Source organism: Bradyrhizobium sp. USDA 4452, assembly GCF_054063575.1.
This window is the reverse complement of sequence record NZ_JBSSGK010000001.1, coordinates 3,946,963-3,966,124: the sequence shown is the minus strand read 5'-3', so window position 1 is coordinate 3,966,124 and position 19,162 is coordinate 3,946,963. Positions and strand designations below refer to the sequence as shown.

Below are 19,162 nucleotides of genomic sequence, written 5' to 3'. Positions count from 1 at the left end.
AAAGGCAATTTCCTCGATTGATTCTGGTTGGGGACTGACGCAACGAACCCGCAGCCGGTCCCGGCAGACGGTTGCGGGGCAATTCCTGTCACAGCGGAGTCCGGGCCGCGCGAGGCGCGTCTCGGATCACGCCGCGGTATCGGTCGGCTTTCGGCTGGCTGAATTGCAGCCGGAGCGTCGGCTTATGAATTTTGCCTGTCGCATTCCGCGGCAGGGCATCGATGAATTCGATCAGGCGCGGACATTTGAACCGCGCCAGATTGGCCTGGCAATGCGCGTGGATCTCGGCCGGGGTCAGCGTATGGCCCGGCTTCACGGCGATCACGGCCATCCCGACCTCGCCCCATTGCTCGTTCGGGATGCCAATCACGGCGGCTTCGGCCACGGTTGCCAATTGATGCAGCACGCTCTCGACTTCGGCCGGATAGACGTTCTCGCCACCAGAGATGTACATGTCCTTCCAGCGGTCGACGATGTAGTAGAAGCCGTCCTCGTCGATCCGCGTGGCATCGCCGGTGTGCAGCCAGCCGTCAGTGAAGGAAGAGGCGTTGGCGTCCGGCCGGTTCCAATAGCCCGGCGTAATGTTCGGGCCCCTGACCCAGAGTTCGCCGAGCTCGCCCACTGCGGCATCGCTGCCGTCGGGTCGCACGATCCTCACTTCAGTATGCAGCACAGGCTTGCCGGATGAGCCGGCCTTGCGCGCGGCATCCTCGCGGTCGAGCACCATCACCGCCGGCGAGGTCTCGGTCATGCCGTAGCCCTGCTGCAGTGCGACGCCGCGCGCCTCCCAGGTCTTGAGCAGCGGCACCGGCATCGGCGCACCACCGACCCCGCCGATCAGCAGGCGGCTGAAATCGGCGGTCGCGAACGCCGGATGCTGCGCCATGAACTGGTAGATCGCGGGCACGCCGAAGAACACGTTGATGCCGTGCGCGGGATCGCCGATCAGCTTCAAGGCCTCGCCGGGGTCGAAATTGCGCATGATCAGCACGGTGCCGCCGGCATGCAGCACCGGGTTGGTGTAGCAATTCAGCCCGCCGGTGTGGAATAGCGGCAGCACCGTGAGCAGCACGGAGGCCGGCGAGATGTAAGCGGGGCCGCCGAGATTGACGCAATTCCAGAACGTCATCCCGTGCGTGATGATCGCGCCCTTGGGCTGGCCCGTGGTGCCCGAGGTGTACATGATGGTCGAGATGTCATCGAGCGTGACCTCTTCGAACCGTTCGAGCGGTTTGGCCGCGGCGATGCCGGCCTCATAGGCGCCGCCGGGGCCGAGCCGCACGGTCGAAGCGACGCCGCAGAGCTTGGCGACCGCAAGCGCGGTCTCGGCGAGCTCGTCGTCGTGGATCATCACTTTGGGCGATGCGTCGCCGGTGATGTAGCGCAGCTCGGGAACGGTGAGGCGGGTGTTGAGCGGCAGGAAGACCGCGCCGATCCGGAAGCAGGCGAACTGCACTTCCAGCGTATCCGTGGTGTTCAGCGCCAGCACCGCGACCCGGTCGCCGCTCGCGACCCTCAAGGCGTCGCGCAGATGGTCCGCGAGCCGCGACACGCGGGCGTCGAGCTCCGCATAGGTGAAGCGGCGACGGCTTGCGAGATCGACAAGCGCCGTCTTGTCCGGCGTACGCCGGCGATGATGCGCGATCCAGTCGTAATAACGAACCGGCAATTTTCCCTCCTCCGGAACGGCAGTCTTGCGCCGCCTGTCCCTGGCTCGATTGATGCCATGAATTGGCAGTGGAGGGGGCGTATCGGGATACTGTCTTGCGTTTAGTGGCTGGCGGGAAACCCGGTCCGGCCGGCAGCCACTCGACGCAAGTGAACCGGGAAAAATCCGGACATCGTCAGCCGCAAGAATCAACGGAGCACGCGGATGGCAAACCCGTTCTACACCGGCGAGCATGAAGCCTTTCGCGAGGTGATGCGGCGCTTTGTGGCGAAGGAAATCGAGCCTTATTCCCATCAATGGGACGAGGAGGGCGAGTTTCCGCGCGAGCTCTATGCCAAGGCGTCCGAGATCGGGCTGCTCGGCCTCGGTTTCCCGGAGGAATATGGCGGGGTCGCCGCCGACCAGTTCATGAAGATCGTGGCCTCGCAGGAGCTGGCACGCGCCGGCGCCGGCGGCGTCTCCGCGAGCCTGATGAGCCACACCATCGGCTCGCCGCCGATCGCTCGTGCCGCCCGCCCCGAGGTCAAGGCGCGGGTGTTGCCGGAGGTGCTTGCGGGCAAGAAGATCTCCGCGCTCGCGATCACCGAGCCGAGCGGCGGCTCCGATGTCGCCAATTTGCGGACCAAGGCGCGGCGCGACGGCGATCATTATATCGTCAGCGGCGAGAAGACCTTCATCACCTCGGGCATGCGCGCCGACTATCTGACGGTCGCGGTGCGCACCGGCGGCGAGGGCCCCGGCGGCGTCAGCCTGCTGCTGATCGAAGGCAATACGCCGGGCCTGACGCGCACCAAATTGAAGAAGATGGGCTGGTGGGCGTCGGATACCGCGACGCTTCATTTCGACGAATGCCGCGTGCCGGTCGAGAATTTGATCGGCGAGGAAGGCCAGGGCTTCAAGCAGATCATGTACAACTTCAACAGCGAGCGCATGGGCATGGCGGCAAGCTGCACCGCCTATGCGCGGGTCTGCCTCGACGAGGCGGTTGCCTATGCCAAGGAACGCAAGACCTTCGGCAAGCCGATCGCCCAGCACCAGGTGATCAGGCACAAGATCGTCGACATGGCGCAGAAGGTCGCGGCCTCGCAGGCGATGCTGGAAATGCTGGCGTGGCGGCTCGGCCAGGGCGAAAGCCCGGTCGCCGAAATCTGCATGATGAAGAACCAGGCGACGCAAACCATGGCGCACTGCGCCTCCGAGGCGGTGCAGATCTTCGGCGGCGCCGGCTTCATGCGCGGCATCAAGGTCGAGCGCATCTATCGCGAGGTCAAGGTCAACGCGATCGGCGGCGGTACCGAGGAGATCATGAAGGATCTCGCGTCAAGGCAGATGGGACTTTAAATGCGCTCAGCACAATCGTCGTCATTCCGGGGCGCGCGGAGCGCGAGCCCGGAATCCATCAGGCCGCAGATTGGATATGAAATGGATTCCGGGCTCGCCGCTTCGCGTCGCCCCGGAATGACGAGGTAAGAACCATGCTCTTCACGGCCGACCACGACGAGCCCCGCCGGCTCTTGCAAAAGTTCATCGCGGCCGAGATCAATCCCCATGTCGACGAATGGGAGCAGGCCGGCATCTTCCCGGCGCATGAGCTGTTCAAGAAGCTCGGCGATCTCGGCTTCCTCGGCCTCAACAAGCCGGTCGAATTCGGCGGCCAGGGACTGGATTATTCCTACGCGCTGATGATGGCCGAGGAGTTCGGGGCGATCACCTGCGGCGGCGTGCCGATGGCGATCGGGGTGCAGACCGACATGGCGACGCCGGCGCTGGCGCGGTTCGGCTCAGACGAGGTGCGGCGCGAATTCCTGGCCCCCGCGATCGCGGGCGATCAGGTCGCCTGCATCGGTGTCTCCGAGCCCGGCGCCGGCTCCGACGTCGCCTCGATCAAGACCCATGCGCGCTCCGACGGCGATGACTACGTCATCAATGGCGGCAAGATGTGGATCACCAACGGCACCCAGGCTGATTGGATTTGCCTGCTTGCCAACACCAGCGACGGCCCGGTCCATCGCAACAAGTCGCTGATCTGCGTGCCGATGAAAACCAGGGGCGTCCAGGTCGCGCGAAAACTCGACAAGCTCGGCATGCGTTCCTCCGACACCGCGCAGATCTTCTTCGACAATGTCCGGGTGCCGAAACGCAACCGGATCGGCGAGGAAGGGCAAGGCTTCACCTACCAGATGATCCAGTTCCAGGAGGAGCGGCTGTGGGGCGCGGCCGCCTGCCTGAAGGCGCATGAATTCATCATCAACGCCACCATCGACTACACCCGGAGCCGCAAGGCGTTCGGCGGCTCGATCCTCGATAACCAGGTGGTGCATTTCAAGCTCGCGGAGATGCAGACCGAGGTCGAGCTGCTGCGCTCGCTGGTTTATCGCGCCGGCGAGGCGCTGGTGGCTGGCGAGGATGTCACCCGGCTTGCGACCATGGCGAAACTGAAGGCCGGCCGGCTCGGCCGCGAGCTCACCGACGCCTGCCTGCAATATTGGGGCGGCATGGGCTTCACCAATGAGACGCCGGTCAGCCGGGCCTATCGCGACAGCCGCCTGACCTCGATCGGTGGCGGCGCCGATGAGGTGATGCTGATGGTATTGTGCAAGATGATGGGCACGCTGCCCGGCATGAAGCAAAAGGGAAATGCCTGATGATCACGCTCTATCACTGCGATGCCGCGCGCTCGTTCCGTCCGCTGTGGATGCTGGAGGAGCTCGGGCTGTCCTATGAGCTGAAGATGCTCCCGTTCCCGCCGCGCGTATTCGCCAAGGAATATCTCGGCATCAATCCGCTCGGCACGATTCCGTTCATGGTCGATGGCGAGACCAGGATGACGGAGTCCTCCGGCATCTGCCATTACCTCGGCACCAAATATGGACCGACGCCGCTGATCGTAGGTCCCGACGAGCCGGCCTATGGCGCGTTCCTGAACTGGATGTATTTCTCCGATGCGACGCTGACCTTTCCGCAGACGCTGGTGCTGCGCTACAGCCAGCTGGAGCCGGAGGAGCGGCGCAGTCCGCAGGTCTCGGGCGACTATGCAAAATGGTTCCTGGGCCGCTTGCGTGCGGTGGAGGCCGCCGCCGCGAAATCGGAATTCCTCTGCGCGGAACGCTTCACGGCCGCCGACATCACCAACGGCTATGCGCTTCGGCTTGCCAGCAATATCGGCCTCGCCAAGGATTTTGGGCCGAATGTCGCGGCCTATTGGGCGCGGCTGCAGCAGCGCGAAGGTTACCAGCGCGCGGTGGCGTCGGAGCAAAAAGCCGGGCTGGAACAGAACGTTGCGCCGCGGGCGCGGCCTTGATTAGTCCGTCGTTCCGGAGCAATGCGCAGCATTGAACCCGGAACCTCGTCATTTCCGGGTTCGATGCGTCGCATCGCCCGGAATGACGACAATTCGCGTCGATGACAGCTTACGAATTTGCGCTATGGTAGCTCCGCCGCAGCGGCCCAAAGAGCCGCGCGAGGAGGAACCGCCATGGACGCGATCGTGGACGCGAAGTGCCAGAACTCCGGTCAGCCATCCGGCCACCGGATGCTGATCACGCCGGAACGGGTGTTCTATGCCGGGCTGCTCGGCCGCCCGCGCGAGCGCTGTCCCGGCGCATTCCACGTCTATGTCGCGATCCGCGACGGCCTGCATCTGTCGACCAGCGAAGGCCGCGAGTCGCATGGCGAGCTAGCCGTGACGATGCCGAACCTGCGCCACACCATCACCAGCGAATATCGATCCGCGATCTGCGTTGCGATCGAGCCGGAAAGCGTGCCCGACGGCACGCTCGAAGCCGTCGCCCGCCGCCTGCAAGGGCCCGATTCTCATCTGTTCGCGAGCCGGATTCGCAACGCCTATGGGACGCTTGCCGAGATGCAGCATCGCGACGCGATCGCCAATGCCGAGTTCGACACCATGTGCTTCGGCGACGCGCTGCCCCAGCGCGTGCTCGATCCGCGCGTCGTTCGCGCGATCGGCCGCATCGGGGAATTCTCCGGCGAACCGGTGACCGCGGCAGGCTGCGCCGCCGAGGCCGGGCTGTCGCCCTCGCGCTTCCTGCATCTGTTCAAGGAGGAGACCGGAATCTCGTTCCGCTCCTTCCGCGCCTGGAAGCGCGCGCGGCATCTGCTGCACTTCGCCAACCAGGACATCAACCTCGCGCATCTCGCGCAGGATATCGGCTATCCCGACTCGACCCATTTCAGCCACTCGATCCGCCGCTTCTACGGCCTGAAGCCGCGCGCGATCTTCTCCGGCTCGCGGGATCTTGCGATCTATCGCACCGGACAGTCGGCGAGTGAGAGGGCGGTGACGTAGCAGGAAGCGAGCGTCAGTGCGCCACCGCCTGGACGATCACTGAGGTCAAGGTGTCCCGATTGCCATCCGGCAGCATATGGGTCGGTCGAGGCTGCCAGCTCTGGATGATGAAGGCGTCCGGCGAAATCGCGGGATCGGCGACCAGCTCACGGTATCGTTGAACAGCATGGCTCGTCCACGCCAGGTCGTTGCGGTCGGCCGGATCGCCGTCGATCACGACACCATAGCTGAGGCCTGCCGCGTGCAGCCGTGTCTTCCAGACCATGAGCTGTGGCCGCCAGTTGCTTTGCCAGATCAAGTCGGCCTGCAGAAAGGTCAAGGGCTCGCCAGTCTTCGCCTTGAACAGCTCGGCAAATCTCAGAATTTCATCGAAACGTCCCGGCGTCTGATCCGTTACGGGCTTGATGTCGCCGAATTGGACGTGCGGGAACGCCGCTTTCAGGGTCCGGATGTTCGGCGCGATGTTATCGACCAGGTCCTCGGTCTTGTATCGGCAACCGCTGTGCGCGAGATGCCCCCCGGTCATCGGCTCATCGAACGCCACATAGGCGATCTCGCCGCCTTGCGCCGCGACGCGGTCCGCAGCCTTCTTGATGACGGCTGCGGTGGTATAAGCCGGGAACGCCGTTTCCGCAGCGGGTCGTGGCGACCAGAATCTCGGCCTCCATGGCGAGTGCGATGTGGCGGCGGCGAAGGTCGCGGATCACGGCGGCGAGGTCCGCATCGCTCGATCGGTGCAGGAACTGGGTGGAGAGCTTGAAGACCTGGATCGCCGCAGCCGCGCGGTGCCAATCCGCGTTTGGGGAAAATAACGTCATGAAGTCGCTCGCCACTCGCTCGCCGCGATCGGCCTGGACAACTGGGTCGACGCCTGAGAGCCAGATTTGCTCTGCCGCTGCAGCCGATGTCGAGAACATGACGGCGCCAAGGATGATGGCAGACAGGGATTTGAGCTTCATCATTGCATCGCTTGCCTGCGCCAGATGATGTGGAGGATGTTTCGACCACACCGGCCGCGACGAGTCCATACCGGTCGGGCGTGGTCGGCCCGGATGACGATCAAATCAATCGTTGGCTGAGCGCGCGAGCGTTAGCCAGTCAACGCAAGATGGCGCGAAGGCAAAGTTCTCATCATGGGAAAATCAGCAGCGCAGGTGCGCTGCAAAGCGGACAACAGACTCATGAGCGACAAGGCCGTCATCACCTGCGCGCTGAACGGCGTGCTTACCGACCCGAAACAGCACAACGTCCCGGTGACGCCGGAACAGATGGCGCGCGAGGCCAGGGCCGCGTTCAACGCCGGCGCCAGCATCATGCACATCCACCTGCGCCAGCAGGAGCCGAACAAAGGCCATCTGCCGTCATGGGACGTCGGCGTCAGCAAGGAGATCCAGCAGGCGATCCGCGAGGCCTGTCCCGGCGTGATCATCAATCACACCACCGGCACCTCAGGCCCGAACTACCAGGGCGCGCTCGACTGCGTCCGCGAGACAAAACCCGAGATCGCGGCCTGCAATGCCGGCTCGCTGAATTATCTGAAGGTCAAGGCCGACAACACCTGGGCCTGGCCGCCGATGATGTTCGATAACGCCGTCGAGAAGGTGCAGGATTATCTCGACGTGATGAAGGTCGCCGGCACCATTCCCGAATTCGAGTGCTTCGATGTCGGCATCGTGCGCTGCGTCGGGATGTACCGGCAGACCGGCATGTACTCCGGCCCGCTCGAATACAATTTCGTCATGGGTGTCGCCTCGGGCATGCCGGCCGATCCGGAACTGCTGCCGATCCTGCTCAAGCTGAAGGCGCCGGAAGCGCATTGGCAGGTCACCGCGATCGGTCGCGCCGAGATCTGGCCGCTGCACCAGCGCGCCGCCGACCTCGGCGGCCATCTGCGTAGCGGCCTGGAAGATACATTCTATCTCGGCGACGGCACCAAGGTGACGTCGAACGGGCAGCTCGTCGAAGGCCTCGCGGCATGTGCGCGCCGGGCCGGCCGCGAGATCGCGAGCCCTGCGGAAGCGCGGCAAATCTTTGGTGTCAGGCACTGATCGTCATTCCGGGGCGCGCGCAGCGCGAGCCCGGAATCCATAACCGCGATCGGAGTATGGATTCTCTGACGTGCAACTGCACATCGTAGCCCAGCTCTTCGGGCTGCCCCGGAATGACGAAGAAGGTTAGCCATGGCCATCATCGAAAACACCATCGCCCTCGGCAGCGCCGCGTTCCAGGGCAATCGGGACGGCATGCTGGCGCTGATCGCCCGGATGCGCGCCCTCGAGGAGCGCGCGCGCGCCGCATCCGCTGCGGCCAAGGACCGCTTCCACAAACGCGGCCAGCTGTTGCCGCGCGAGCGCGTCGCGCTGGTGCTGGATCCCGGCTCGCCGTTCCTCGAACTCTCGACCCTCGCCGGCTACATGTTCGATGTGCCGGATGCGGACAAGAGCGTGCCCGGCGGCGGACTGGTTGCCGGCATCGGCTTCGTCTCCGGCATCCGCTGCATGGTCAGCGCCAACGATGCCGGCATCGACGCCGGCGCGCTGCAACCTTACGGCCTCGACAAGACGCTGCGGGTGCAGGAGCTCGCGCTGGAGAACAAGCTGCCTTACGTACAGCTGGTCGAGAGCGCCGGCGCCAATCTGCTGCGCTACCGCGTCGAGGATTTTGTCCGCGGCGGCAATATCTTTCGCAATCTGGCGCGGCTGTCGGCGGCCGGGCTGCCGGTCGTGACCGTGACCCACGGCTCCTCGACCGCGGGCGGCGCCTACCAGACCGGCCTTTCGGATTACATCGTGATGGTACGCGGCCGCACCCGCGCGTTCCTTGCAGGGCCGCCGCTGCTCAAGGCCGCCACCGGCGAGATCGCGACCGAGGAAGAGCTCGGCGGCGCCGAGATGCACACGCAGATCTCCGGGCTCGGCGATTATCTCGCCGAGGACGACCGCGACGCGCTCCGCATTGCGCGCGAGATCATGGGCAAGTTGCCGTGGGACCGTCCTCGGGATCGGCCGGCACCCAAACCCGCGGCGTTCAAGCCGCCGCGCTACGATGCGGAGGAGCTGCTCGGCATCATGCCGATGGACCACAAGCGGCCCGTCGACATGCGCCAGGCGATCGCGCGCTTCATCGACGATTCCGATTTCACCGAGTTCGGCGCCAATTACGGCCCGGCGACGGTGTGCGGCCACGCCCGCATCGAAGGACAGGCGATCGGCATCATCACCAACAACGGCCCGCTCGACGTGCCCGGCGCCAACAAGGCGACGCATTTCATCCAGTCCTGCTGCCAGTCGCGCACCCCGATCCTCTATATGAACAACACCACCGGCTACATGGTGGGCAAGGCCTATGAAGAGGCCGGCATGATCAAGCACGGCTCCAAGATGATCCAGGCGGTGACCTCGGCGACGGTGCCGCAGATCACGCTGTACTGCGGCGCCTCGTTCGGCGCCGGCAATTACGGCATGTGCGGCCGCGGCTTCCATCCCCGGTTCTGCTTCTCATGGCCCAATGCCAAGACCGCGGTGATGGGCGGCGAGCAGGCCGCCGAGACCATGGCGATCGTAACCGAGGCGGCAGCCGCGCGGCGCGGCAAGCCGATTGAGAAGGAGAAGCTGGAGGCGATGAAGGCGCAGATATCAGGCGTGTTCGACAGCCAGATGGACGTGTTCTCGACCAGCGCCCGCGTGCTCGACGACGGCGTGATCGATCCGCGCGACACGCGGACGGTGCTGTCAGAGGTGCTGGCGATCTGCCGCGAGGCCGAAGCGCGAAGCCCGCAGCGCATGCAGTTCTCGGTGGCGCGGCCATGAGCGGAGCCATCGTGAAGCGAACGCCGTTCTTCAAGATCCTGATCGCCAACCGGGGCGAGATCGCGCTGCGCATCATGCGCTCGGCGCGGCGGCTCGGCTATGGCGTGGTCGCGGTCTACTCCGATGCCGACCGCGACGCATTGCATGTGCGCGAAGCCGATCAGGCGGTGCGGATCGGCGAGGCGCTGCCTGCGCAATCCTATCTGAAGATCGACGCGATCATCGCAGCCGCCAAGGCGAGCGGCGCCGGGGCCGTGCATCCCGGCTATGGCTTCCTCGCCGAGAACGAGGACTTTGCCCGGGCCTGCCGCGATGCGGGGCTGGTGTTCATCGGCCCGTCGCCGGAGGCGATCCGTGCGATGGGCAACAAGGCCGGCGCCAAGGAGATCATGCAGAAGGCCGGCGTGCCCTGCGTGCCCGGCTATCAGGGCGCCGACCAGAGCGATACCGTCATGCTGGCCGAGGCGAAGAAGATCGGCTTCCCCGTCATGATCAAGGCGGTCGCCGGCGGCGGCGGCCGCGGCATGCGGTTGGTTGCGGATGCTGCGGCATTTCCGGACGCGCTGCGCAGTGCGCGCTCGGAGGCGCAAGGCGCGTTCGGCGATCCCACCGTCATCCTCGAGCGCGCGATTGTCGATCCCCGCCACATCGAGATCCAGGTGTTCGGCGACCGCCATGGCAACGCCATCCATCTCGGCGAGCGCGATTGCTCGGTGCAGCGGCGGCATCAGAAGCTGATCGAGGAAGCGCCGTCGCCCGCGGTGACGCCGGAGCTGCGCGCGCGGATGGGGGCAGTCGCCGTGCAGGCGGTCAAGGCGATCGGCTATGAGGGCGCCGGCACGCTGGAGTTCCTGCTCGATCGCGCCCGGCAATTTCTACTTCATGGAGATGAACACGCGGCTGCAGGTCGAGCATCCCGTCACCGAGGCGATCACCGGGCTCGATCTGGTCGAATTGCAGTTGCGTGTCGCCCGGGGCGAGCCGCTCGGCCTGAGGCAGGAGGACGTCACCTTCTCCGGCCACGCCATCGAGGTACGGCTCTGCTCGGAGGATGCCGGGCATGATTTCATGCCGCAATCCGGCACCATGGCGCGCTGGCAGATGCCGGTTGGCATCCGTGTCGAGCACGCGTTGCAGTCCGGCTCGGAAATTCCGCCGTTCTACGATTCGATGATCGCCAAGGTCATCAGCCATGGCGCGACCCGCGGCGAGGCGCGCGGCAGATTGATCTGCACGCTGGAGCAGGTCACAGCTTTCGGCGTTACGACCAATCAGGGATTCCTGATCGACTGCCTGCGTCATCCGGTCTTTGCCAAGGGCGAGGCGACCACGGCCTTCATCGGCAACAACCGCGACGTGCTTTTGGCGCCCCGGGCCGATCGCGGCAGCGACCTCGCGCTTGCGGCGCTGCTGCTCTACGTCACCAATCCGCACGCGCCGCCATGGCAGCGCGGCCGCTCGCTATCGGCGACGTTCCCGCTCGGCTTGCGGATCGATCTCGGCCACGGCATGCAGGAGATCGAGATTGTCCGCGAGCGCGACGGCAGCTACGTCGCGACCCGCAACGGCGATCGCTTCAGCTTCGCAATCGATGAGCTCGGTCAGGACAGCATCCGCTTCCATCATGATGGCCTGATGGAGCAGGCCAGGTTCCTGCGCGATGATAATCGGCTGCACATCCTGCATCGCGGCGTCACGCTGTCGGCGCACGATCTCACGCTCGCGCCGCCGGAGAGCGCGGCGGCCGCCGGCGGCGACGGCAAGGTCCGCGCCGCCCTGAACGGCCGGGTCGTCGCAGTGCTGGTGAAGGCCGGCGACAAGGTCGCGGCCGGCCAGCCGGTGATGACGCTGGAGGCGATGAAGATGGAGCACGTACATACCGCGGGTGTCGCGGGCACGGTGTCGGCCATCGATGTTGCCGAAGGCGAGCAGGTGACGACAGGGAAGATCGTGGTGGAAATCGAGGCCGCCGCATAAGTGGTGTCGTCCCGGCCCAGTGTGCAATTGCGCTAGGCCGGGACGACAGTGGAGTATGAGGCGGCTTGCCCCGTCCCGTCGTTCAGCCAGCACGCCACCTGATGCGCGGTGCCGGCCGCCTGCAGCGCGGGGCGTTCGGTCTTGCAGCGATCCATCGCGTAGCGGCAGCGGGTGTGGAAGGCGCAGCCAGGCGGCGGGTTGATCGGGCTCGGCACATCGCCGTCGATCAGCGGCGCGATCCGCCTGGCCTTAGGGTCGGCGATCGGCACGGATGCGAGCAGCGCCTGCGTATAGGGATGGCGCGGATTGGCGAACAATTCGTGCTTGTCGGCGATCTCGACAATGCGGCCGAGATACATCACGGCGACGCGGTGGCTGATATGGGCGACGACCGCGAGATCGTGCGCAATGAACAAATAGGAGAAGTTCTGCTTGCGCTGCAGGTCGATCAATAGGTTGATCACCTGCGCCTGGATCGAGACGTCGAGCGCGGAGACCGGTTCGTCGCAGACGATCAGCCGCGGCCCGAGCGACAGCGCACGGGCAATGCAGATGCGCTGGCGCTGCCCGCCGGAAAATTGATGCGGGAAGTTCTTCATTTGGTCGGGCCGGAGGCCGACCTGCTGGAACAGCTCCGCGACGCGCTCCTGCTTCTTTGCGCCGGTCGCGATGCCGTGCACGCTCAGCGGTTCGCCGACGATATCGCCGGCCGTCATGCGCGGATTGAGCGAAGCGAACGGGTCCTGGAACACGATCTGCATCGAGCGGCGATACGGCCGCAGCGCCGTCTTGCTGAGCGGCGCGATATCCTCGCCGTCGAGCTTGATGGCGCCGCTGGTCGGCTCGACCAGCCGCAACACGGTACGCGCCACCGTCGACTTGCCGCAGCCGGATTCGCCGACCAGCCCGAGCGTCTCGCCGGCGCCGAGCGAAAAACTGACGCCGTCGACTGCATGCACGGTGCCGACCTGCCGGCGCAGAACGCCGCCGCGCACCGCGTAATGCTTGACGAGATCGGTGACCTCGAGGAGCGGCCGGTGCTCGGTCATGACGCCTCCGCCATCTCGCCGGCGCGCCAGCAGGCCGCCCAGTGATTGGGTTTGACCTCGTCAAGCGGCGGATATTCCTGACGACAGCGGTCGACCGCGAGCTTGCAGCGCGGTGCGAAAGCACAGCCGGGCGGCAGATTGGTCAGCGACGGCACCATGCCGGGAATCTCGGCCAACCGAGCATCGCTCTTCGCGCCGAGCGCGATCACCGCCGGCATCGAGGCCATCAGCCCGCGCGTATAAGGATGCAGCGGCGTCTCGAACAGGGACTCGACGGTCGCCTCCTCGACCTTCTTGCCGGCATACATCACGATCACGCGCTGCGCGGTTTGGGCGACGACGCCGAGGTCATGGGTGATCAGGATCAGCCCGGTGCCGAGCCGCTGCTGCAGATCGACGATCAATGCGAGGATCTGTGCCTGGATGGTGACGTCGAGCGCGGTGGTCGGCTCGTCCGCGATCAACAGCGCCGGCCGGCGCGCCAGCGCCATCGCGATCATCGCGCGCTGGCGCATGCCGCCGGAGAGCTGATGCGGATATTCCTGCGCGCGGCGCTCGGGCTCCGGTATCCGCACCAGCCGCAGCATGTCGACGGCCTGCTTCCAGGCTTCCTTGCTGCTCACTTTCTGATGCAGCCGCACCGCCTCGACGATCTGGTCGCCGATCCGCATCACCGGATTGAGCGAGGTCATCGGCTCCTGAAAGATCATCGAGATCCGGTTGCCCCTGACGGCGCGCATCGCGGCATCGTCGAGCTTCAGCAAATCGGTGCCCTCGAGCGTCACCGAGCCGCCGACGATGCGGCCGGGCGGATCGGGCACCAGGCGCACGATCGAGAGTGCGCTGACGCTCTTGCCGCAGCCGGATTCGCCGACGATCGCCAGCGTCTCGCCGCGGCGGACCGAGAACGAGACGTCGTCGACCGCACGGAACAGTCCGGAATTGGTGAAGAACACCGTCTGCAGGTTCCTCACGTCGAGAACCGTCTCTGCCGTCTTGGCCTCGCTCATCAGCCGCGCTGCCTCGGATCAAGGATGTCCCGTAGCGCATCGCCGAACAGATTGGTGCCGAACACCGCAAGGCTGATCGCAATGCCGGGGAAGATCACCAGCCACGGCGCGGTGCGGACATATTCCGCAGCGGATTCCGACAGCATGCGGCCCCAGGACGGATAAGGCTCGGGGATGCCGAGGCCAAGGAACGACAGCGACGCCTCGGTCAGGATGGTCGAGCCGAGCTGCGCAGTGGCCAGAACGATCAATGGCGCGATGGTGTTAGGCAGCACGTGGCGCAGCGCGATCCGCATCTCGCTCATGCCAATCGATTTGGCGGCTTCCACGAACGGCTGCTCGCGCAGCGCCAGCGTGTTGGCGCGGATCACGCGGGCGACCGTCGGGATCAAGGGAATGGCGATCGCGAGGATCACGTTCGGCAGCGACGGGCCGAGCGCCGCGGTCATCACCAGTGCAAGTACCAGCAGCGGCAGCGATTGCAGGATGTCGGTCACCCGCTGGAATACGAGGTCGACCCAGCCGGAGAGATAGCCGGAGGTGAGACCCACGATGACGCCGAGCGTGGCCCCCAAGGTCGTGGAGCCGATGCCGACCGCAAGCGAGATCCGCGCGCCATGGACGATGCGGCTCCAGACGTCGCGGCCGAAGGAATCCGTGCCGAACCAGTGCAGCGTGGAGGGCGCGGCCAGCCGGTGTGCGGAATCGACGGTGAGCGGATCGTACCGGCTGATCAGATCGGCAAAGATCGCGGTCAGCACGAACAGCAGCATGATGATGAGGCCGATCGTGCCGAGCACATGGCGCTGCGCCAGGAAGGCCAGACGTCCCCAGCCGCCGGTCGCGTTAGCCCCGGCGCGTCGCAGTTCGCTGTCGAAGTTGATCGTTGCCACGCGGCCTCTTTAGTTGAGCATGATCTTATCGGAAAACCGGCTCCCACTTTTCCGGATCATGCTAGTCTCCGAACCGGATACGCGGATCGATCGCCGCATAGAGCATGTCGACGACGAAATTGACGACCACGACCACGACCGCGATGAACATCACGAGGTTCTGCACGATCGGGTAATCGCGCCAGCGCAGCGCCTCGACCAGGAAGCGGGCGATGCCGGGGATGTTGAACACCGTCTCGGTGACGATCAGCCCGCCAATCAGAAATGCGGCCTCGATGCCGATCACGGTGATGACCGGCAATACGGCGTTCTTCAGCGCGTGGTGATAGTTCACCGAGGCCTCGGAGGCGCCCTTGGCACGCGCGGTGCGGATGTAGTCCTGGCGCAGGATCTCGAGCATCGAAGAACGGGTGATGCGCATGGTCAGCGCCGCGCTGCGGAAGCCGACCGCCATCGCCGGCACCGCATAGATCGTCAGCGCCTCGAGCCAGGTCTTCGGGTTCGGATTGAAGATCGGCATGGTGCCGAACAGCGAGACCGAGGCCATCAGGATCAACAGGCCGAGCCAGAATGACGGCAGCGACAGGCCGCTGAGGCTGACGACGCGCAGCGCATAGTCGAGCTTCGAGCCCTGATGCACCGCACTGATCACGCCGAGCGGAATGCCGATCGAGGCGGAGAACAATAGCGCCAGCCCTGCCAGGCGCGCGGTGATCGGAATCCGCGGCAGGATCTCCTCGAGCGCCGGCTTCTCCGAGACATAGGAATAGCCGAGATCGCCGCGCAGCAGGCCGCCGATCCAGTGCAGATACTGGATCACGATCGGCTGGCTCAGGCCGAGCTCGCGCTCGAGATTGGCCTTGTCGGCGGGATCGACGAAGCCTGCGGCGTCGAACAGGATGTCGACTATGTTGCCGGGAACGACCCGCAGCAGCACGAAGATGATGACCGAGATCCCGAACAGGGTCACGAGCATCAGAAACAGCCGCCGGACGATATAGGCAAACACCCTCGCGCTTCTCCCTATCTCGTCCGTATCTTGGACTACTTGTCCAGCCAGACGTCCTCGTAACGATAGCCGTTATAGGAGCTGTTGGACATGACCGTGACATTCTTCACGTAAGGTTTCCAGCATGTGCCGGTCCGGGCGTGGAAGATGATCGGCCGCGCGACGTCTTCCTGGAGCTTCTTGTCGATCTCCCAGACCAGCTTCTTGCGCTTGTCGAGGTCGGTCTCCTCGGACTGCTGGTCGAACAGCTTCTCGATGTCCTTGTTGCAATAGTTGGTGTAGTTGCGCTCGGAGCCGCAGGCATAGTTCTCGTAGAACGACTGGTCGGGTTCGTCGACGGCGTTGCCGGTGAGGTTGAGGCCGAGCGAATAGTCCTTGCGTGCGATCTTCGGGAACCATTGCGCGGTGTCGACGACGTCGAGCTCGGCGTCGATATAGATGCTCTTGATCTGGTCGATCAGGATGATCGCGGGGTCGCGGTACACGGCGATGTTGCGGGTCGACACCTTGATCTGCAGGTGCTTGTCCGGACCATATCCCGCCTTCTGCATCAGCTTGCGGGCTTCCTCGCGGTTCTTCTCGATGTCGGGACCGTAACCGGGAATCTGCTCCAACATATCCTTGGGCATCGCCCACAGGCCGTCCGGTGCCGGCTCCATGGTGCCGCCGATGTCGCCCTGGCCCTCGAACATGATCTGGATGAACGCCTTGCGGTCGAGCGCCAGCGCCAGCGCGCGGCGGATGTCGAGATTGTCGAACGGCGGTGCGCTAGAATTGATGATGATGTTGGTAGAGACGTTGTTCGGTTCCACCACGCAGACCGCCTTGGGGTCCTGCGACTTGACGTCCTTGAGCAGCGGGATCGAGACCTCGGTCGGGAACGTCATGTCGAACTTGCCCGATACGAAACCGAGGATCGCGGTCGAGCGGTTCGGGATGATGGTGAACTCGATGCCGTCGAGATAGGGCAGGCCCTTCTTGAAGTAGTCGGGGTTCTTGGTGAGCTTGATCGACTCGTTGGCCTTGAACTCGACGAACTTGAACGGGCCGGTGCCGATGGGCTTGGTGCGCATCTCCGCCGGCGACACGTGGCAGGGATAGACCGGCGAATAGCCCGAGGCGAGCAGCGACAACAGCGCCGGCTGCGGCCGCTTCAGCTTGAACGATGCTTCATAATCGCCGTTCGTCGTAACCTCGTCGACCTGGTCGTACCAGGACTTGCGCGGGTTCTGGCGGAACTTCTGCTGCGACTTGCCCATCAGCATGTCGAAGGTGCATTTGACGTCGGCTGCGGTGAATGGCTTGCCGTCGTGCCACTTCACGTCCTTGCGCAGCTTGAAGGTCAGCGTCCTGTTGTCGCCGCTCCAGGCCCAGCTTTCCGCAAGCTCGGGCCGGATCGTGCTGGCGCTGTTTTGCGCGATGTGCTGATCGAAGATGACGAGATTGCTGAAGATCGGCATGAACGGCACGTTCAGCGAATAGGTCGCGCCCTCGTGGATCGAGGCGCTGCCGGGGCTGTCGCGGTGATAGATTCTGAAGATGCCGCCGGATTTCGGCTCGGCTGCGCGTGAAACGTCGCTGATGGTCAGCACAGCCAACACCGCGACGGCCAGCGCTTGCACGCTCCGCATGGTCCCCTCCACAAATTTCGGTCTCAATGGCCGATTGGCATTGACGATACCACGGTGAGGCTATCGGGCAACCGGCGACGGTCGTGCGGGGATTGGCAATTCGGATGACGCCGACACATTAAAATTTCCACCTGCCGCGAATAATGGCTGTGATTATAGGGAACTCAGTCTGTCTCGCTATGCAATGAGGACTCTCCGTCCGAATTCGATTGATAACCCTTTTGCCTGCGATGTGAAGCGGTCCGCAATCAGCGATACTATGTCGCCGACATCTCGCACGTTATCTGGTCTCGTCATCCTGAGGCGCGCTTCGGCTCCGCGGGATGACGGTAAAATATTCGCATTCACGGTCACTCCGCCGCTTGCGTTGAGGGCGGGTGCATGTTCGCGACACCGTCGGCCTCGGTCGCCGAGATTGTGGTGCGGATCATCAGCCGGCCTTCATGCGCCGGCCAGGGGCGGCCGCGATGCATGGTGGCGCGGTTGTCCCACATCACGACGTCGCCCTGCTTCCATTGATGCAGATAGCTGACGCCGGGTGCGGTCGCAGCTTCCGTCAATTGCTCGATCAGCGCCTTGCCGGCCTCCGTGTCCATGCCTTCGACGCCATAGGCGTGGGAAGCGAGATACAGCGCGCCGCGGCCGTTGACGGGATTGCGCCAGACCATGCGCCAACACACCGGCGGCAACGCGTCGACTTCTTCCGTTGTCGCGAGCCCGGCTGCCACCTTGCTGCGCGAATGCGCGTAGGAATGCCAGGCGAACGAGTCCTCCAATCGCTTCGCCACATCCTTGTCGAGCCGCTCGAAGGCCAGCCGCATCGAGACGAACTCGGTCTCGCCGCCATGTTCGGGGATGATGCGCGCGGACAGGATCGAGGTCAGCGCCGGCACGCGCTTGAAGGAGGAGTCGGTGTGCCAGAGCTGATTGGCCTTGGCGCGCAGCTGCTGCCGATGGTCCGACGGAACCACCTTGCCGTCTGGCCCGAAGGTCGAGAGGATCACGAAATGCGAGCCGGTGCCCATCGAGCCGACCTTGGTCGTCTCGGGCGGACCGAAGCGGCGCGAGAAGGCGAGCTGGATGTCGTCGCTGACCTCCTGATGGCGGAACACCAGCACCGAGTGTTCCTCGAACGCCGCGCGCACCGCAGCATAAGCGGCATCGCTGGCGGCAACATCCGAAAGCGTGACGCCGCGCAGTTCGGCTCCGAATCCGGGGCGCAGTGGGATCACTTCCATCGGCAAATCCTCCCTGTCTTTTTCTTGTTGGGGTGAGGTTAGGGGAAAAGCCGGCCAGCGGCAACGCGGCACGCGCCTTCTCACCCCATCGCGATCAGATTGTGCCGCGTACGCCGATCTGCGACCTCCATGCGATGCGTGATAGAGGCGAACAGCGCCCAGCTGGAATGGAACGCGACGCCGGCCAGAACCACGATGGCGCCGGGAATCGGGCCGATCGCGGCGCGGTCCCAGATCTCGCTCCGGGTGGTCAGCGGCAGGGGATGAATCGCCAGCTTGCCGTAGTAGGCGATGGCCTGGATCGAGAAGATCCAGCCATAGGTCCGACGCAGCCGCCGGCCGATCGCGCGGGCAAGGCTGATGTGATAGCGCGGGCGGCGGTAGTCGTTGGCGAGCAGCTCGGTCCAGGCTGCGTTCGGGGTGGGACCTTCGCCGCGGATCATCGGCGCGTAGAAATCGGTTTCGAGCAGCCGCGCGCGGGCGCGCCAGACGTTGAAATAGCGATAGCGTCGCGCCTCGAACAACAGGAACACCGTGACCAGCAGCCCGACCAGCACCCATCGGCAAGGGC

16 protein-coding genes and 1 pseudogene are annotated in these 19,162 nt (G+C 64.8%); 7 read left to right on the top strand and 10 right to left on the bottom strand.

The annotated features are described in order from the left end of the window. Positions 1-88: 88 nt before the first annotated feature. Positions 89-1,669, bottom strand: coding sequence for an acyl-CoA synthetase (locus ACVISU_RS19085; RefSeq protein ID WP_456707942.1), 1,581 nt, complete (start codon positions 1,667-1,669; stop codon positions 89-91). 204 nt (positions 1,670-1,873) lie between these two features. On the opposite strand from ACVISU_RS19085, the gene ACVISU_RS19080 reads away from it, so the two are divergent. The 4 genes from ACVISU_RS19080 to ACVISU_RS19065 all read left to right on the top strand — a co-directional run bounded on the left by ACVISU_RS19080 (position 1,874) and on the right by ACVISU_RS19065 (position 5,975). Next, positions 1,874-3,010 (top strand): acyl-CoA dehydrogenase family protein, encoded by a 1,137-nt coding sequence (locus ACVISU_RS19080; protein ID WP_456707941.1) that lies wholly within the window; start codon positions 1,874-1,876, stop codon positions 3,008-3,010. Between the two features lie 134 nt (positions 3,011-3,144). After that, entirely contained in the window at positions 3,145-4,314 is a 1,170-nt protein-coding gene (locus ACVISU_RS19075; RefSeq protein ID WP_456707940.1) for an acyl-CoA dehydrogenase family protein, read from the top strand. Next, a complete protein-coding gene (locus tag ACVISU_RS19070) occupies positions 4,314-4,970 on the top strand; it encodes a glutathione S-transferase family protein (protein ID WP_050401820.1) in 657 nt (218 codons plus the stop codon). The genes ACVISU_RS19075 and ACVISU_RS19070 overlap by 1 nt, the downstream gene beginning before the upstream one ends. Positions 4,971-5,144: 174 nt before the next feature. After that, the gene (locus ACVISU_RS19065; protein WP_050401821.1) at positions 5,145-5,975 is read left to right on the top strand and encodes a helix-turn-helix domain-containing protein; all 831 of its coding nucleotides are present in this window, start codon (positions 5,145-5,147) and stop codon (positions 5,973-5,975) included. A 13-nt stretch (positions 5,976-5,988) separates the two neighbouring features. Here the strand turns inward: ACVISU_RS19065 and ACVISU_RS19060 are convergent, their stop codons facing one another. Continuing rightward, entirely contained in the window at positions 5,989-6,519 is a 531-nt protein-coding gene (locus tag ACVISU_RS19060; RefSeq protein ID WP_456707939.1) for a hypothetical protein, read from the bottom strand. Beyond that, complete coding sequence (locus ACVISU_RS19055) at positions 6,506-6,934, bottom strand: hypothetical protein (protein ID WP_456707938.1); 429 nt, start codon at positions 6,932-6,934, stop codon at positions 6,506-6,508. Before ACVISU_RS19055 ends, ACVISU_RS19060 begins: the two co-directional genes overlap by 14 nt. 222 nt (positions 6,935-7,156) lie before the next feature. On the opposite strand from ACVISU_RS19055, the gene ACVISU_RS19050 reads away from it, so the two are divergent. The 3 genes and pseudogenes from ACVISU_RS19050 (at position 7,157) to ACVISU_RS19040 (ending at position 11,761) form a co-directional block, all read left to right on the top strand. Further along, the gene (locus ACVISU_RS19050) at positions 7,157-8,023 is read left to right on the top strand and encodes a BKACE family enzyme (protein WP_050401823.1); all 867 of its coding nucleotides are present in this window, start codon (positions 7,157-7,159) and stop codon (positions 8,021-8,023) included. Between the two features lie 132 nt (positions 8,024-8,155). Next, positions 8,156-9,784, top strand: coding sequence for an acyl-CoA carboxylase subunit beta (locus ACVISU_RS19045; RefSeq protein ID WP_456707937.1), 1,629 nt, complete (start codon positions 8,156-8,158; stop codon positions 9,782-9,784). After that, positions 9,781-11,761: pseudogene (locus ACVISU_RS19040) on the top strand (acetyl/propionyl/methylcrotonyl-CoA carboxylase subunit alpha). The gene ACVISU_RS19045 and the pseudogene ACVISU_RS19040 overlap by 4 nt, the downstream one beginning before the upstream one ends. 32 nt (positions 11,762-11,793) lie before the next feature. Here the strand turns inward: ACVISU_RS19040 and ACVISU_RS19035 are convergent. The 7 genes from ACVISU_RS19035 to ACVISU_RS19005 all read right to left on the bottom strand — a co-directional run bounded on the left by ACVISU_RS19035 (position 11,794) and on the right by ACVISU_RS19005 (position 19,148). Then, a complete protein-coding gene (locus tag ACVISU_RS19035; RefSeq protein ID WP_456707936.1) occupies positions 11,794-12,810 on the bottom strand; it encodes an ABC transporter ATP-binding protein in 1,017 nt (338 codons plus the stop codon). After that, on the bottom strand, positions 12,807-13,820 hold the full coding sequence (locus ACVISU_RS19030; protein ID WP_456707935.1) for an ABC transporter ATP-binding protein: 1,014 nt from the start codon (positions 13,818-13,820) through the stop codon (positions 12,807-12,809). The genes ACVISU_RS19035 and ACVISU_RS19030 overlap by 4 nt, the downstream gene beginning before the upstream one ends. After that, a complete protein-coding gene (locus ACVISU_RS19025; protein WP_050401828.1) occupies positions 13,820-14,713 on the bottom strand; it encodes an ABC transporter permease in 894 nt (297 codons plus the stop codon). The genes ACVISU_RS19030 and ACVISU_RS19025 overlap by 1 nt, the downstream gene beginning before the upstream one ends. A gap of 61 nt (positions 14,714-14,774) precedes the next feature. Next, a complete protein-coding gene (locus ACVISU_RS19020) occupies positions 14,775-15,722 on the bottom strand; it encodes an ABC transporter permease (RefSeq protein ID WP_456707934.1) in 948 nt (315 codons plus the stop codon). Between the two features lie 35 nt (positions 15,723-15,757). Beyond that, positions 15,758-17,353 carry an ABC transporter substrate-binding protein gene (locus ACVISU_RS19015; RefSeq protein ID WP_050401830.1) on the bottom strand — a complete coding sequence of 532 codons (1,596 nt, stop codon included), beginning with the start codon at positions 17,351-17,353 and terminating at the stop codon, positions 15,758-15,760. A gap of 350 nt (positions 17,354-17,703) precedes the next feature. Continuing rightward, positions 17,704-18,591, bottom strand: coding sequence for a TauD/TfdA dioxygenase family protein (locus tag ACVISU_RS19010; RefSeq protein ID WP_456710856.1), 888 nt, complete (start codon positions 18,589-18,591; stop codon positions 17,704-17,706). An 80-nt stretch (positions 18,592-18,671) separates the two neighbouring features. After that, entirely contained in the window at positions 18,672-19,148 is a 477-nt protein-coding gene (locus tag ACVISU_RS19005) for a DUF2270 domain-containing protein (RefSeq protein WP_456710855.1), read from the bottom strand. Between the last annotated feature and the right edge of the window lie 14 nt (positions 19,149-19,162).